12 protein-coding genes are annotated in these 15302 nt (G+C 68.2%); 5 read left to right on the top strand and 7 right to left on the bottom strand.

The window, feature by feature from the left end; translation table 11 throughout:
- Positions 1 to 31: 31 nt before the first annotated feature.
- On the top strand, positions 32 to 1711 hold the full coding sequence (locus ACMUOY_RS08740) for an FAD-dependent oxidoreductase (protein WP_413892321.1): 1680 nt from the start codon (positions 32 to 34) through the stop codon (positions 1709 to 1711).
- An 89-nt stretch (positions 1712 to 1800) separates the two neighbouring features.
- Positions 1801 to 3696, top strand: coding sequence for a bifunctional metallophosphatase/5'-nucleotidase (locus tag ACMUOY_RS08735; RefSeq protein WP_413892320.1), 1896 nt, complete (start codon positions 1801 to 1803; stop codon positions 3694 to 3696).
- Between the two features lie 107 nt (positions 3697 to 3803).
- Here the strand turns inward: ACMUOY_RS08735 and ACMUOY_RS08730 are convergent, their stop codons facing one another.
- Genes ACMUOY_RS08730 through ACMUOY_RS08715 form a run of 4 tightly spaced genes read right to left on the bottom strand, consistent with a single transcriptional unit; the run spans position 3804 to position 9160 of the window.
- Positions 3804 to 5444, bottom strand: a complete 1641-nt coding sequence (locus ACMUOY_RS08730) for a potassium channel family protein (RefSeq protein ID WP_413892319.1) — start codon at positions 5442 to 5444, stop codon at positions 3804 to 3806.
- Positions 5445 to 5498: 54 nt separating this feature from the next.
- Complete coding sequence (locus ACMUOY_RS08725; RefSeq protein ID WP_413892318.1) at positions 5499 to 7586, bottom strand: AarF/UbiB family protein; 2088 nt, start codon at positions 7584 to 7586, stop codon at positions 5499 to 5501.
- 49 nt (positions 7587 to 7635) lie between these two features.
- Positions 7636 to 8235: an MOSC domain-containing protein gene (locus tag ACMUOY_RS08720; protein ID WP_413892317.1), complete on the bottom strand. Its 600-nt coding sequence runs from the start codon at positions 8233 to 8235 to the stop codon at positions 7636 to 7638.
- Positions 8236 to 8260: 25 nt separating this feature from the next.
- Entirely contained in the window at positions 8261 to 9160 is a 900-nt protein-coding gene (locus ACMUOY_RS08715) for an acyltransferase (protein ID WP_413892316.1), read from the bottom strand.
- Between the two features lie 214 nt (positions 9161 to 9374).
- Between ACMUOY_RS08715 and ACMUOY_RS08710 the strand changes: the two genes are divergently transcribed.
- From ACMUOY_RS08710 to ACMUOY_RS08700, 3 genes are all read left to right on the top strand, one after another.
- Complete coding sequence (locus ACMUOY_RS08710; protein WP_413892315.1) at positions 9375 to 10490, top strand: phosphoserine transaminase; 1116 nt, start codon at positions 9375 to 9377, stop codon at positions 10488 to 10490.
- Between the two features lie 16 nt (positions 10491 to 10506).
- Positions 10507 to 11679 (top strand): phosphoglycerate dehydrogenase, encoded by a 1173-nt coding sequence (locus tag ACMUOY_RS08705; RefSeq protein ID WP_413892314.1) that lies wholly within the window; start codon positions 10507 to 10509, stop codon positions 11677 to 11679.
- Positions 11680 to 11759: 80 nt separating this feature from the next.
- Positions 11760 to 12008: a DUF3297 family protein gene (locus ACMUOY_RS08700; protein ID WP_413892313.1), complete on the top strand. Its 249-nt coding sequence runs from the start codon at positions 11760 to 11762 to the stop codon at positions 12006 to 12008.
- A gap of 30 nt (positions 12009 to 12038) precedes the next feature.
- Here the strand turns inward: ACMUOY_RS08700 and ACMUOY_RS08695 are convergent, their stop codons facing one another.
- The 3 genes from ACMUOY_RS08695 to ACMUOY_RS08685 form a co-directional block, all read right to left on the bottom strand.
- Entirely contained in the window at positions 12039 to 12959 is a 921-nt protein-coding gene (locus ACMUOY_RS08695) for an alpha/beta fold hydrolase (RefSeq protein ID WP_413892312.1), read from the bottom strand.
- A gap of 169 nt (positions 12960 to 13128) precedes the next feature.
- Positions 13129 to 14514 (bottom strand): aminopeptidase P N-terminal domain-containing protein, encoded by a 1386-nt coding sequence (locus ACMUOY_RS08690; protein WP_413892311.1) that lies wholly within the window; start codon positions 14512 to 14514, stop codon positions 13129 to 13131.
- A 21-nt stretch (positions 14515 to 14535) separates the two neighbouring features.
- Positions 14536 to 15261, bottom strand: coding sequence for a nucleotidyltransferase family protein (locus tag ACMUOY_RS08685; RefSeq protein WP_413892393.1), 726 nt, complete (start codon positions 15259 to 15261; stop codon positions 14536 to 14538).
- Between the last annotated feature and the right edge of the window lie 41 nt (positions 15262 to 15302).

Here is a 15302-nt window from a genome sequence, read left to right as displayed (position 1 = left end):
GGTCTGCCGGCCGCGGCCGCAACCCGATGCCATGAAACGCCGGCAGTTCCTGGCCACCGGCTCGCTGGCCCTGGCGGGCTGCAAACCGGCGTCGCGCGAGATTGACGGCGGCTTCACCGGTGTCGGGTTTGAGCGCGGCCATCGGCTGCGCCCCGCTTCAGCGGGCGCGCCGGGGGCCGCTCAGGCGTCCCCCGGCGAGGGCCTGCCGACAGGTTCGCCCGCTGCCACCCGCCGCGTCCATACGCTGATCGCCGGCGGCGGCGTGGCCGGCCTGGCCGCGGCGCGGGCGCTGCGCCAGCGCGGCATCGACGATTTCGTGGTGCTGGAGCTCGAAGACAGCGCCGGCGGCAACAGCCGTGGCGGGCAAGTCAACGGCATCGCCTGCCCGCTGGGCGCGCACTACCTGCCCGTGCCCGGCGACGAAGCCCACGAGGTGCAGGATCTGCTGGAAGAGTTCGGCTTGCGCCGGCGTCTGGCCGGGCGCTGGCAATACGACGAGCGCCACCTGTGCCACAGCCCGCAGGAGCGGCTGTTCTTCAACGGGGAATGGCAGGAGGGCCTGCTGCCGGTGCAGGGTGTGGGCGCCGCCACGCTGGGCCAATACCGACGCTTTGCCGAACGGGTTCGCGCCGCCCAGCTGGCCACGCCGTATGCGATGCCGGCCTTCAGGGCACCGGCCTCCGCCGCGCACCTGGCGCTGAACGCCATCCCCTTCCAGGCCTGGCTGGACCGCGAGGGCCTGAACGACCCCCACCTGCGCTGGTACCTGGACTACTCCTGCCGCGACGACTACGGCGCGGGCCTGGCCAGCGTCTCGGCCTGGGCCGGCATCCACTACTTCGCCAGCCGCCACGGCTTCCATGCGCCGGGTGACGACGCGGGCGAGCGCGAAGGCGTGCTGACCTGGCCCGAAGGCAATGCCTGGCTCACGCGCAGGATGGCGGCGCCGCTGGTCGAAGGGGCCGGCGGGCGCCTGCGCGCCGGCCGCGTGGTGCAGCGCATCGAGGCCGGCAGGCAGGGCGTCACCGTGGACGCCTGGGACGCCGCGACTGATACCGTCGAGCGATGGCAGGCCATCAATTGCATCGTCGCGCTGCCGGTGTTCGTGGCAGCGCGCGTGGTGGTGAACCCGCCGGACTTCCTGCGCGAGGCGGCGGCGCGCACCCGCTATTCGCCCTGGCTGGTGGCCAACCTGCACATCGAGCGTGCGCTGCACGACCGCCCCGGCGCCCCACCGAGCTGGGACAACGTGCTGTACGGCAGCGCCAGCCTGGGCTACGTGGACGCGATGCACCAGAACCTGCAGCGCGTGCCCGGCGCCACCGTGCTGACGTACTACCTGGCTCTGGGCGACGCGCCCGACAACCGCCTTCGGTTGCTGCAGCAGCCGTGGAGCCACTGGCGCGACACCATCGTGGCCGAGCTGTCCGTGCCGCATCCCGACCTGCGTGAGAAGCTCCGGCGCATGGACATCACCCGCTACGGCCACGCCATGGCGGTTCCGGTGCCTGGAACGCTCCGGAACGGCCATTTTCAGGTTCGAAACCGGCTTTCCCCAGCGTCCGCCGGACACGAGCAGCTGCAAGAATATGAGCGCCTGACGCCTTCCGAAGGCCGCCTGCATTTCGCCCACAGCGACTGGTCGGGCTATTCGGTGTTCGAGGAAGCCTTCACACGCGGACATGCGGCGGCGGTATCTCTGCGGGCCTGAGAGGCCGGCGCCGTGTCCTCCGGCTGGGCGATTCACACGGCCGCGCCAGCGTGGACAATGGCGGTCCTGCGCCCAGTTCACCCTCTGCCATGAAACAAAGCACGCTTGCCTTCCCGACGATTCAACGCCTGACCACCATGGCCGCGCTGGTGCTTGGCGCGCTGTTTCTCGGGGGTTGCGCGACCGAAGGGGCTGGCCCCGTCCAGGCACCGTCCAACGCGCCCGCCGCGTTCGAGCTCACCATCGCCCACATCAACGACCACCATTCCCAGCTCGACGCCTTCGCCGCCACCGAGCTGGTGCTCGACGGCGTTCCGACGCAGGTGGAACTCGGCGGCTTTGCGCGCCAGACTTCACTGTTCAAGTCGGTCGCGGGCACGCCCAACCTGCTCAAGCTGCACGCCGGCGACGCGATGACCGGCTCGCTGTACTACACCTTCTTCAAGGGCAAGGCCGACGCGCGGATGATGAACACCATCTGCTTCGACGCCTTCATCCCCGGCAACCACGAGTTCGACGATGGCGATGCCACGTTGAAGGCCTTTCTGGACGAGCTGGCGCAGGGCCCCTGCCAGACCCCCACGCTGTCGGCCAACATCGTGCCCCAGCCTGGCACCCCGCTGGCGCCGGCCGGCGGCAGGCCCTACCTGCAGCCGTCCATCGTGAAAGACATCGGCGGCGTGCGCGTGGGCCTCGTGGGCATCACCATTGCCGGCAAGACGCGGGCCTCCTCGCGCCCCCTGGCCAGCACCCAGTTCTTCGATGAAACCCGCTCGGCGCAGGCGGCCATTGACGCCCTCACCGCGCAGGGCGTGCGCCACATCGTGCTGATGACGCACCACGGTTATGACGCCGACCTCGCCCTGGCCGCGCAACTGACCGGGGTGGACGTCATCATCGGCGGCGACTCGCACACCCTGCTGGGTGACTTCAAGGCGCTGGGCCTGCCCAGCGGCGGGCGCTACCCCACCGTGGCGCGCAACGCCGCCGGCGAGCGGGTCTGCATCGGCCAGGCCTGGGAGTACGGCAAGGCCTTCGGCCTGATGAACGTCCGGTTCGACGCCCAGGGCCGCGTCAGCCAGTGCAGCGGGCAGGCCTCGCTGGTGATCGGCGAGCCGTTCAAACGCAAGGACGCCGCGGGCGCCTGGCAGCCGCTGCCCGCGGCCGAGGCCGCGGCGTTGCAGGCCCGGCTGGCGGCCAACCCCGCGGTGCGGGTGCTTGCGCCCGATCCAGCCGCCGCGCAAACGCTGGCCGGCTTTGCCAGCCAGGTGGCCACCGAGAAGGCCCGCACCATCGGCACCGCCAGCGAGCCCCTGTGCCTGGTGCGCGTGCCCGGCGAGCGGGCCGACCCGCGCGCCGGCGCCGGGTGCGAGGCCGCCAGCAGCCTGGCGCGCGGCAGCGACGTGGCGCAGGTGGTGGCCGAGGCCTTTCTGCGGGGTAGCCGGCGCGCGGACTTCGCGCTGCAGAACGCCGGAGGCGTGCGGGTGCCGGTGCCGGCCGGCACGCTGAGCATGAACACCGCCTTCACCGTGCTGCCCTACACCAACGTGCTGGTCGAGCTGGACCTGACCGGCGCCGAGGTGCTGGCCGCGCTGGAAGACGGCGTGGCCAACCACCTGGACCTCGGGCAGTCCAACGGCTCGCACCCCTACGCAGCGGGCTTGCGCTGGGATCTCGACATGAGCCAGCCCAAGGGCCGGCGTTTCAGCAACGTGCAGGTGCGCAGCAAGACCACCGGCGCCTGGACCACGCTGGGCCCGGCAAAGACCTACGTGATGGTGACCAACGACTTCGTCGCGGCCGGGCGCGACGGCTACGCCACACTGGGCCCGGTCTATGCCGCCGGCCGGTATGTGAACACCTACCTGCTCTACACCCAGACCGTTGTGGACTACCTCACGGCCACCGGCCCGCTGGCGCGGCCGTCACGGGCCGACTACTCGCACCAGAAAGTGATCACCCGGGGGGGCGTGGCGCTGCCGTGACCGATTATTGGGATGATTCTGGCCATTCCCCAGCGCGGAATGGTCACAATCAGCTATCTTTATAGAAGCACCTGAACCGTTTTGCCGGTGCCGCCGACGCGCCCTTCTCAGGCGCTGGCGGTCATGAAGGCCTTCTGGTAGCGCTCCAGGCTGTTGAGCGAGCCGCAGACAAACAAGGTGTCGTCCGCTCGCACCTCAAAGCCTTCGCCAAACTCCACCAGCACGCCGCCGCCGCGCTCCACGGCCACCACCTTGGAGCCGGTGCGCTCCAGCGCCTCGCAGTGCCAGGGGTGTTCACCCACCAGCGCACCCGCGTTCACGCGGATGAACTTCACCCGGTTTTCGACGTGCGTCGTCTGCTCGCCCAGCAGGTGGTAGGCCAGGATCTGCCCCGCCACCTGCCCGACCGAAATCGCAAAGTCCGCGCCCGAGCGGTACAGGCGCTCGGTGTTGGGCGTGCGCAGCACGCGCACGATCAGGGGCACGCCGGGCGCGTAGTCGCGCACCACGGCCGTCGCAAAGACCGATTCACTGTCGTCGCTGAGCGCCAGCACCACCGCGCTGGCCTCGCGCACGCGGGCTTTGTCCAGACTGGCGCGCTCCAGCACGCTGCCGACCACATCCACCCCAGGCCCGGCCAGGCGGTCGATCACGGTGCAGGCCTCCCCGGCGTCGAGCAGCATTTCGACGACCTTCTGCCCGACCGCGCCATAGCCGGCCAGCACGATCGGGCCAGCGCGGCGGATCGGCATGGCCATGCGCTCGACGTCGGCAAGACCCTCATGCACCCCCACCACCACCAGGATGGCGCCGGGCTGCACCTGGGTGTCCGGTCCCTTGGCGGTGGTGAAGAGGCCGCCGAACCATTGGCCGATCACCGCCACGCCATGGCGCTCGCGCAGACGCAGGTCACCCAGCCGCTTGCCGGCCAGCGCACTGTCGGCGCGCACCCGGAACTCCGCCATGCCGACCCGGGCGCCGAGCAGGTGCATGCCTTCAGCGGGCGGGCTGATGCGGTGGCTGGCACGCGACGCCAGCGCGGCGCCCAGCACATGGGCCGGCGTGAACACCTCGGTGGCGCCGATCTGGACCATGGGCGCCCGGTACAAGGGATCATTGGCCAAGGCAAACAGCGGGCCGGTGAAGCCATATTCGCGCGCCAGCAGCGTGCAGGTTGCGTTGGCATGGTCGTTCGAGTTGGTCACCACCGCGCGCGCCTGCGCTGCGGGCGCCAGCACGGAGGGATCTGCGGCCAGGTTGCCCAGCACCACGTTGAAGCCACGGTCACGCAGGCTGCGCGCCTGATTCATGTCCTCTTCCAGAATGACAAACGGGCTGTTCGCGTTTTCGAACTCCACCACCAGCGACTCGATGGCGGGTCCGTAGTGGTAGAACAGCACCCGTCCGTCCATCGGCGGCAGCACCTGCGGCAGGCGAACCTCGAACTTGTCCTCGAAATAGGGCAGCATGAGGACCGGGAAAATCAAAAAGACCAGGCACTGGCCGATGAACGGCGTGATGATCACGAACATCGCCATCACCGGATGGTTCCAGCGGTTGTCGGCGCCGTAACCCGTGTTCGTCATGGTTTCCGAGGCCCACTGCAGTGCTTGCAGCAAGGTGCGCGGGCTGCCCTCCAGATGGTCCATTCCCAGCATGTAGAGGGTGCCCAGGATCAGCACGGTCAGGGGCAGCAGCGCCAGCAGTGCCAGCAGCCGGCGGTCCGGGCTCCATGTCTTGTATTGCATGCGGAGGTACTTGTCGATTCAGGCGTCTTTTCGGCGAGCAGCCCGAGGCTTGTCTCAGGTTGCCACGCGCACCGGCGGATGGGCACTACGCGGCACCGTCGCTTGCAACCGGTCGGCGTGCACCCCACGCAGGTAATCTTTCAGCGCTCGGGCCGGAAACGTATTGATCGCGATCAACAGGTCAGCACCCGCCCGCCAACGCGGCACGCCCTCATAGAGGCCGCCCAGCGTGGCGATCATGGCCGTCAGTGAGCGCGACAGGTGCAGATATTCGCCGCGCAGCACCAGGCCGAGCTGCTGGGTGTTCGACGCGAGTTGCAGCAGGGTATTGGCGCGCTTGAGCCAGCCCTCGGGCCCTTCGCGATACAGCGTCCAGGCAAAGGTATACGACAGCGGGCGAATCTGCTTCTTTTGCAGCGTGCGCGCCAGCGCCTCGCGGATCTCGCCGCGGCGTGCCTGCGCGGCCTCGGGTTCGGTGCTGATGGCAATCAGCGCATCGGTCAGCAGGTCGACGTCGGCCACCAGAGCGCCCTTCAGGTAGTCGAGCGCCGGCATGACCTTGCCTGCCAGCTGCACCGTGTTGCCCCAGTCGATCAGGTGCAGCCGGCCTGCGCGGTCCACCATGACGTTGCCCGGGTGCAGGTCGCCGTGCAGCTCCTGGTAGACGAACAGCTGGCTCAGGATGGTGAACAAGAACTTGCGGGCCAGTTCGCGCCGGTAGGCCAGTGGATCGGCCGGGCGGAAGTGCTGCACCGCGCGCGAAATGTTCACCGCGCCTTCCACGTATTCCATCTCGATGACGCGCGGCGTCGCCCGGTACACCTCGGGCACGCGCCAGACGGTGCTGGAGCGGGCGCGGCGCGAAAAGGCCGCCTGCACCTCGGCCTCGCGCTCGAACTGCAGCTCGCCGCGAAAGCCCTCGACGAAGCCGTCGATCTGCTCGGTCATGGCTTTCAGGAAGGGCGTGAGCTTGCCGTGCGGCGCCCAGTACTGGCTGGACACCAGCATCAGGCCGATGGAGGTCTTGCCCATCAGGAATTCACGGTCGAGGTTGTGGCGCCCGATCTTGATGATCACCGGCACCAGATGCTCCACGCCATTGACCGTGAATGGCTTCTTGGCCAGGTAGACCGAGCCAATCGAGCCCGACTTGATGGGCCGCTCGGCATCGAAGCCGAAATAGATGTCCTCGGGCGGGCGCCCGAAGCTCTCGATCAGTGCGGCGCGCGCCTCCTGCGCCGACATGGGCGGCACGTCTTCCTGGAAGACGGCCAGCTCACGCGCGATTTCCTCGGGCAGGAAATTGGCCGTGGCGGCCGCCACTTGGGCCATCTTGATAAAGAAGGGGCCGAACTCGCGCACCATCTTGGCGACGATCTGCGCCTGCGCGCGGTAGTCCTTGGGATCGGCCTGAAAAAAAGGCTTGATGTAGCGCAGCGCCTTGATCTGGCGGCGGATGATCTTCAGGTCGCCACGCACCACCTGCACGCGGCGCAACAGCGCGTCCATGCGGTTCTGGTTGCTGTAGTAAATGTCTTTCAGCTCGTTGATCACCTCGACCAGCAGCGGCTCGTAGGTCTTGAGGATCAGCCGGGTGATGTCCAGCCCCAGATCAGCCAGGCCGCGCAGCTCGGGGTCGGACATCAGCTCGTGGAAGAAGGTCCAGAACTCGTCGACGATGGCCTGCGGCACCGGAATCGGCGAGCGGGCCACCGATTCGCGAACCACATAGTGAATGAGGCTTTCGGTGGACCCTTCGTTCGGCAGGAAATTGCGCGACCGCAGGTAGGCCGTGACGGTGCGCGTCTTCTCGGTCAGTGGGTGGGCATAAAGCGCTTCGAAGATGCGGTCGACGTCGCGGCTGAACTCGGCCTCGTCGATGTGGGCTTCACCGCCGAACTTGCTGATCAGCGGGCCAAAGGCGGAGATGACGCGGGCGGTGGATTCGGGCAGGCCGGCCGCCTGGCGGGCGAGGTCGCGCGCGCCGCGCAGCAGGCGCAGGCCGCCGGTGCGAACATCCCCCGGCGCCGCCGGCTGACGGCGCGCCGCCCCTCGGGCAGGCACTTTGGGTGCAACCGCCGCGGCGCCGCCGGGTGGGCGGGCGCGGGCACGGGGTTTGCGAGGCGTTGTTGGCTTGGGCACAACGGAAAATTATAGGTGGGCACCCCACAGGACCGCCCGCAGGGGCCCTTCAGCGCAGATGCTTGATCCGCCGGGCATGGAACGCTTCGGCAATCGACAGGCCGCGCTGGCCCGGCACCAGCGTGCCGTACTGGCCGGCCTCGATCGTGCCGCCCTGCTTCACCGCCAGGTAGAACCCGCAGCACCCGGCCAGCATCATGTCGCGCGCAGCCTGGGGGTAGCCCATCACGGCGTTGAACTTGTAGCAGGGCTCGCGCGGCGCCGTCACGCGCAGCACGCAGCCGGGGAAATGCAGCTCGTCGCCCACCCAGACCTGCGCCTCCAGCAAGCCCTGCAGCGAGAGGTTCTCGCCGACAAAGCCACTGGGCAGCACCTCGTCCCAGAGGCTGACACTGTGCTCCAGCCGCTTGGCCTGCCAGAAGGCCAGGTGCTCGGCAGGATAGGCATAGACCGCCTTGTCCAGCCCGCCGTGCACGCTGAGGTCGGCCTGTTCGTCGCCGGCCAGGCCGAGGCGGGCCACCGCGACCGGCCCCGCCACCGGCTGCTTGCCGATGGCCGAGAGCACCCGGCGACCGCTGGCCAGCAAGGGGCGCGCGAGGCCCAGGTTCACGCTGATCAGGCGCGCCGCCACGGGGTCCGCTGGGGTCATGCCAAAGGCTCCCGCTCAGACCGGGTCAGGGGCGCGCCTTCAGAAGGGCGTCGATCTGCTCGTCCTTGGCGGTCCAGATGTCGGCCAGCCAGCGGTGCAGCATGCCGCGGAACTCGGCATCGCCCTCGTAATCACCGACACAGAACTCGGCCGGGATCGGCAACTGCCGCGCCCGAAGGATCACGCGCGGCGTGGTGCCGCACAGGAAGTGCCAGAAGGTCGGCACACCGCCCGGATAAACGATGGTGACGTCGATCAGCGAGTGGAACTGTTCGCCCATGGCATTCAGCGCCAGGGCCAGCGCGCCGGCCTTGGGCTTGAGCAGGTGGCGGTAGGGCGAGGACTGGGCCTGGTGCTTGGCGCGGGTGAAGCGCGTGCCCTCGGCAAAGTTCATGACGCTGGTGGGCACGAGGGCGAACTTGGCGCAGGCCTTGCGCGTGGTCTCGCGGTCCTGCTGGCGCAGCTCGGGGTTCTTGCGCAGCGCGGCGCGCGAATGGCGTTTCATGAACGGGAAATCGAGCGCCCACCAGGCCAGGCCGATCACCGGCACATAGATGAGTTCTTGCTTGAGGAAGAACTTCAACAGCGGAATCTGCCGGTTCATCACGTGCTGCAGCACGAAGATGTCCACCCAGGACTGGTGGTTGCAGTTGACCAGGTACCAGCCGCGGTAGGGCAGCTTGGCCACGCCCTCGACATCCCATTCGGTGCGCTGGGTCAGGCGCATCCAGCCGCTGTTGCAGGCGATCCAGGCGGTGGCGATGGCATTGAGCACCGGGTCGATCGCCTTGCGGACCGCCGCGAAGGGCAGCACCAGCTTGACCAGCGCCAGCGCCAGCAGCAGCGCGCACCAGAACAACGTGTTGATCACCAGCAGCAGCAAGGCAATGATGCCGCGCACGACGGGAGGCAGGAATCCGAGCATGGTCTGTACCAGAGAGGGAAAGGGAGTCAGCACCCGATTGTGCCTAGGCTTTGACCGTGTGGTGGCCTCTTCGCGCGGCGGCTGCGGCGCCGTCTGATGCCGCATTGCAGCAAAAGGCCGGTTGCTACAATGAATTTTCGCCAGGATGCGGCCCACCCAACCGGTGCTGCCGCCCATCCCCTCCGCCCTTCTGCTCCCCCTGGAAACCATCCCCATGCAACCCACCGTCAAACCCCAGAACCCCAATTTTTCCTCCGGCCCCTGCGCCAAGCGCCCCGGCTACGACGTGGCCGCCCTGCAGCTTGACGTGCTGGGCCGCTCGCACCGATCGGCGCTGGGCAAGAAGGCGCTGGGCCTGGCTTGTACAGAAACCGCGCGCCTGCTGGGCCTGCCCGAGGGTTACCGGGTGGCCGTGGTGCCGGCCTCCGACACCGGCGCGGTGGAAATGGCCATGTGGTCGCTGCTGGGCCCGCGCGGCGTGGACGTGCTGGCCTGGGAGTCGTTCGGCTCCGGCTGGGTGACCGACATCGTCAAGCAGCTCAAGCTGCCCAACGTGACCAAGCGCGAAGCCGGCTACGGCGACATCGTGGACCTGTCCACCGTCAACTTCGACAACGACGTGGTCTTCACCTGGAACGGCACGACCTCGGGCGTGAAAGTGCCCACCGGCGACTGGATCCCCGCGGACCGCGCCGGCCTGACGATCTGCGACGCCACCTCGGCCGTGTTCGCCATGGAGCTGCCTTGGGACAAGCTCGACGTGATCACCTACTCGTGGCAGAAGGTGCTGGGCGGCGAAGGCGCGCACGGCATGCTGATCCTGAGTCCGCGCGCGGTGCAGCGCCTGGAGAGCTACAGCCCGCCCTGGCCCCTGCCCAAGATCTTCCGCATGACCTCCGGCGGCAAGCTGACCGAGGGCCTGTTCAAGGGCGAGACCATCAACACGCCGTCGATGCTGTGCGTGTCCGACTACCTGGACGCGCTGGCCTGGGTCGAGCGCATCGGCGGCGTCAAAGCCACCATGGCCCGCAGCGAGGCCAACCTCAAGGTGATCGCCGACTTCGTCGCCGCCAACGACTGGATCTCCTTCCTCGCCAAGGACCCGGCGACGCGTTCCAACACCAGCGTCTGCCTGACGCTGAAGCTCGAGGAGGCGAAGGTCAAGCAGGTCGTGAAGCTGCTGGAAGCCGAAGGCGTGGCCTATGACATCGGCGCCTACAAGGACGCACCGGCCGGCATCCGCATCTGGTGCGGCGCCACGGTCGAATCGAGCGATCTGCAGGCCCTGATGCCCTGGCTGAGCTGGGCCTACCAGACCGTCAGCGCCTGAGACCGAGAGCCCCGCCATGTACAAAGTCAGAACCTACAACCAGATCTCGGTCAAGGGCCTGGACCGGTTTCCACGCCAGTCCTATGAAGTCGGCAGCGACATCGGCCACCCCGATGCCTTCCTGCTGCGCAGCCAGAAGCTTCAGGGCGTGCCGGTGCCCGAGTCGCTGCTGGCGGTGGCGCGTGCCGGCGCGGGCGTCAACAACGTGCCGATTGCCGAGTACAGCAAGCTGGGCATCGTGGTCTTCAACACGCCGGGCGCCAACGCCAATGCGGTCAAGGAACTGGTCATGGCCGGCATGCTGCTGGCCACGCGCGGCATCCTGCCCGGCATGGCCTACGTGCAGTCGCTCACCCACCTGACCGACGCGGCCGAGATGTCCGCCCTGCTGGAAAAGGAAAAGGCGCGCTTTGCCGGCGGCGAGATCAAGGGCAAGACGCTGGGCATCGTCGGCCTGGGCGCGATCGGCTCGATGGTGGCCGAGATGGCGCTGGCCATGGGCATGAAGGTGGTGGGCTTCGACCCGGCCCTGTCCATCGACGCGGCCTGGAGGCTGTCCAACGAGGTCACGCGCATGGAGAACCTGCCGGCGCTGCTGGCGCGCTCCGACTATGTCTCGCTGCACGTGCCGGCGATGGACGCCACGCGCCACCTGATCAACGCCGATGCGCTGGCCGGCATCAAGCCCGGCGCGGTGCTGCTGAACTTCGCGCGCGAGACCATCGTCGATTCAGCCGCCGTGCAGCGTTGCCTGGACGCCGGCCGGCTCGGCCGCTACGTCTGCGACTTCCCCGAGCCCGCGATGCTGGGCCACGCCAAGGTGATCGCCATGCCGCACATCGGCGCCAGCACCGAGGAGTCCGAGGAAAACTGCGCGGTGATGGCTGCCAACCAGCTCATGGACTATCTGGAGAACGGCAACATCACCAACTCGGTGAACTTCCCCGCCGTGCGCATGGAGCGCACCCCGGGCACGACGCGCATCAGCTTCTCGAACGACAACGTTTCCGGCGTGCTGGGCCACGTGCTGTCGGTGCTGGCCGAGCACAAGGTCAACGTGGTGGACATGATGAACAAGAGCCGCGGCGAACTGGCCTTCAACATCATCGACGTGGAAAGCCGGCCCGATGACGCGGTGGCCGCCGCCATCCAGGCCGTGGAGCACGTGATCCGGGTGCGGGTGATCTGACCCGCGCGCCCGACCTGCCCAAGAAAACTCCGAACGACATTGCTGTGCGCCGCGGCGCCACCCCCATCACGCCATAACCCATGACCGAGCCGAGCCCCCGCCCCGACCTGCCCGACCACCTGTCGATCGATCCGTCCAGTCCCTTCTTCGTCGCCGCGGTCTTCGAGCACGACGTGGGCATCCGCTTCAACGACAAGGAGCGACTCGACGTCGAGGAATACTGCATCAGCGAGGGCTGGGTCAAGGTGCCAGCGGGCAAGACGCTGGACCGGCGCGGCAAGCCCCTGCTGATCAAGCTCAAGGGCCGGGTCGAGGCGTTCTATCGCTGAAGGGCCGGGCGGTGGCTCCTGGCGAAGGCGTCAAGGGCACGTGCGCCCTTCCCGCCTTTCGATCCAGTCTTCGATCAGGCGCCTCACCTCATGGGGACGCTCGGTGACCGGCCAGTGATGGCAGTGAATGGCCTCGATGTGGCAGTCGCTCAACTCGCCCAGCCGTCGATCGACAGCAGCCTCGTTCTGATAGCCCGCGATGGTGGATCGCAGCACGAGCACGGGCGCGCCCACCCGGTGCAGCGCGGGTAGCGGGCGGAACAGCTCCACCAGGTCCTGCAGGTAGTTGGCGTGCGGAATGTGGCGCAAGTCTTCCCGCGCCGAGCTGTAGCGGCGCACGAAGGCTTCAAGCTGGCCGGGGTCGCTGAGCGCGACGCGCGCTTGCCGGTCGAGCTGTTCCAGATCGAGCGGCTTCAGTCTGCGCCGGTACAGACCGATGCGATTGAGGGTGCGAATAAGCGTGGCTGCGCGCGCGAACAGTGGGCCATTTCTCGCGTAATGCGCCTTGTCCGGCACCAGGGCCTCCCGGAAAACCGGGTCAATCAGCACGAGCCCGGCCACCCGGTCCGGGCGAGCGGCCGCAAACGCCAAGGCGAGCGTCGCGCCCAGGCTGTGCCCGACCAGATAGGCGCGGGTGGCGTGCTCCTCGGTGAGCAGTTGCGCCAGATCGTCGTTCCAGACGCTCAGGTCGAATCGGCGTCGCGTCATCGATTCGCCATGACCGCGCAAATCCACACGAATCAGGTCATGGTGCTCGCCCAGCGTGGTCTCGCGCGTGAGTTCGGCCCACCGTGTCATGTTGCTCGCAAGCCCGTGCAGGAACACGACGGGCGCGGCCGGCGACGGGCTGCTCGCCCGACGAACCCGGTAGATGACGTCTGCGCCGGGTCGGCGAACCGCCCTTCTCTCCTGCGGCGTGGGTGGGGCATCAGACGGATCAAAGCGGGACATGGGGCGAGGATTCAACTCTGAAGGCCTGCGTGGTTCGGGTCAAGGCTTGGTGGCGCGGCCCCCTGCCACGCCCCAGGCACGTACCGTCCTTCAAACCGGAAATTTCAAGTTTTTCAGGGGGTTCCCAGCGTCAAACGGTCGATGTTCGCTACGAATAAGTGAGTCTCCCTCACCCCCGCATCAGCGCCTCGATCTCGTCCGCCTTCACCGGCACGCCGCGCGTGATCAGCTCGCAGCCGGTCTCGGTGACGAAGGCGTCGTCTTCGATGCGGATGCCGATGTTCCAGAACTCTTTCGGGATCCTGTCGCTGGGGCGCACGTACAGGCCCGGCTCGATGGTCAGGGCCATGCCGGGCCGCAGGATGCGGCTGGGGCGATCGGTGATGGTTTCGCCGCTCAGCGGGTCCTTGCGTTCATGGGTCTGGCCGACCTCGGCGGGCTCGACGTAGCTGCCGCAGTCGTGCACGTCCATGCCCAGCCAGTGGCCGGTGCGGTGCATGTAGTGGGCGAAGTAGTGGCGGTGGTGAATGGCATCGTCCAGCGTGCCATGCTGGTCGCGGTCGAGCAGGCCCAGGTCGAACATGCCCTGGGTCAGCACCTTGACAGTGGCCTCATGCGGGTCGGTGAAGCGCGCGCCCGGCTTGGTGGCGGCAATCGCCGCGTCCTGGCTGGCCAGCACCAGGTCGTACAGGGCGCGCTGCGCGCCGGAGAAGCGGCCGTTGGCCGGAAAGGTGCGGGTGATGTCGCTGGCATACCCATCCAGCTCGCAGCCAGCGTCGATCAGCACCAGCTCGCCGTTGCGGATGGGCGCGGTGTCGGCGCGGTAGTGCAGCACGCAGGCGTTGGCGCCGGCGGCGACGATGGAGCTGTACGCCGGGTACTGCGAGCCGTGCTGGCGGAACTCGTGCAGCAGCTCGGCGTCGAGGTGGTACTCGCGCACGTCCTGGCCGGCGCGCAGCATGGCCGCGCAACGCTGCATGGCGCGGATGTGGGCCCCCGCGCTGATCTGTGCGGCGCGCCGCATGATGGCCTGCTCGTGCGCATCCTTGATCAGGCGCATCTCGTCGAGGAGGGCGCACAGGTCGTGCTGGGCCTGCGGGCACAGCGCGCCATAGCGCACCCGCGCCCGCACCGCGTTGAGCCAGCCGTCCACGCGGGTCTCCAGCCCTTGGTGCGTGGCGAACGGGTACCAGACAGCAGAGCGGTTCTCCAGCAGTTTGGGCAGGCGCGCATCGAGCTCGGCGACGGAGGACGCCGCGTCCACACCCAGGTGCGCGGGCGCTTCGTCAGGGCCCAGGCGGATGCCGTCCCAGATCTCGCGCTCCAGGTCCTTGGGCTGGCAGAACAGCGTGGTGTGGCCGTCGGCGGTGATGACCAGCCAGGCATTCGGCTCGGAAAAGCCGCTCAGGTAATAGAAGTAGCTGTCGTGGCGGAACAGGAACTCGCTGTCGCGGTTGCGTGATCGCTCGGGCGCGGTGGGAATCACGGCGATGCCGCCGGCGCCCAGCTGGGCGGCGACGCGGGCGCGGCGGGCGGCGTAAAGGGAGGTGCTCATCGGTTCGGTCCGGTTGGGGAATCAGGTGGCGTTGAGTTCGGCCAGGCGCTCGGGCGTGCCGACATCGGTCCAGGGCCCGGTGTACAGCTCTGCACTGACCTCGCCGGCGTCCATCGCGGCACGCAGCAGCGGCGCCAGCGGCGCGACCACCCCGTCCGGATTGCCGGCGGGGATGGGGCACCAGAGCGCCTCAAACAGCGCGCGCCGGTACAGGGCGAAGGTGCTGAACGTGTATTTTTCGTCGGCCTGGTTCAGGGCCTGACCGTCGGCCGAGAGCCCGAAGTCGCCCCGGGGATTGTGCGGCGGGTTGGGAACCAGCCAGAGGTGGGCCAGCTTGCCGCTGGCGGCAAAGCGGTCCACAGCGGCCTGGGTATAGGCAAAGCCCGGCGCGTACACATCACCGGCCAGCACCCAGAACACCTCGTCCAGCAGCGGCAGCGCGCGCACGATGCCGCCGGCCGTCTCCAGCGCGCGGCCGAAGTCGCGCCCTTCGTGCGAATAGCGCAGGTCCAGACTACTCAAATTTGATAGCGACTCGTGACCATTTGACGCTGGGTTATGGCCAAAATAGTCTGAAATCTGCTCACCCAGCCACGCGGTGTTGACCACCAGGCGGTGAAAACCGCCCCGCGCCAGCGCTTCCATCGGCCATTGCATCAGCGCCTTGCCGCGCACCTGAAGCAGCGGCTTGGGCGTGACATCTGTGAGGGGCCGCATGCGCTGGCCGCGGCCGGCGGCGAGGATCATGGCGGCACTCATGGTTCGAGGGAAACCCGTGCTCGGGTCTG

This window comes from Candidatus Skiveiella danica, assembly GCF_022705245.1.
GTDB classification, from domain to species: Bacteria; Pseudomonadota; Gammaproteobacteria; order Burkholderiales; family Burkholderiaceae_C; genus Skiveiella; species Skiveiella danica.
This window is presented reverse-complemented; position numbering and strand designations above follow the sequence as displayed.

Coding starts and splice junctions, on each gene's coding strand:
- ACMUOY_RS08740 (WP_413892321.1), top strand. CDS start 32: ATGAAACGCCGGCAGTTCCTGGCCACCGGCTCGCTGGCCCTGGCGGGC.
- ACMUOY_RS08735 (WP_413892320.1), top strand. CDS start 1,801: ATGAAACAAAGCACGCTTGCCTTCCCGACGATTCAACGCCTGACCACC.
- ACMUOY_RS08730 (WP_413892319.1), bottom strand. CDS start 5,444: ATGCAATACAAGACATGGAGCCCGGACCGCCGGCTGCTGGCACTGCTG.
- ACMUOY_RS08720 (WP_413892317.1), bottom strand. CDS start 8,235: ATGACCCCAGCGGACCCCGTGGCGGCGCGCCTGATCAGCGTGAACCTG.
- ACMUOY_RS08715 (WP_413892316.1), bottom strand. CDS start 9,160: ATGCTCGGATTCCTGCCTCCCGTCGTGCGCGGCATCATTGCCTTGCTG.
- ACMUOY_RS08710 (WP_413892315.1), top strand. CDS start 9,375: ATGCAACCCACCGTCAAACCCCAGAACCCCAATTTTTCCTCCGGCCCC.
- ACMUOY_RS08705 (WP_413892314.1), top strand. CDS start 10,507: ATGTACAAAGTCAGAACCTACAACCAGATCTCGGTCAAGGGCCTGGAC.
- ACMUOY_RS08700 (WP_413892313.1), top strand. CDS start 11,760: ATGACCGAGCCGAGCCCCCGCCCCGACCTGCCCGACCACCTGTCGATC.
- ACMUOY_RS08695 (WP_413892312.1), bottom strand. CDS start 12,959: ATGTCCCGCTTTGATCCGTCTGATGCCCCACCCACGCCGCAGGAGAGA.
- ACMUOY_RS08690 (WP_413892311.1), bottom strand. CDS start 14,514: ATGAGCACCTCCCTTTACGCCGCCCGCCGCGCCCGCGTCGCCGCCCAG.
- ACMUOY_RS08685 (WP_413892393.1), bottom strand. CDS start 15,261: ATGATCCTCGCCGCCGGCCGCGGCCAGCGCATGCGGCCCCTCACAGAT.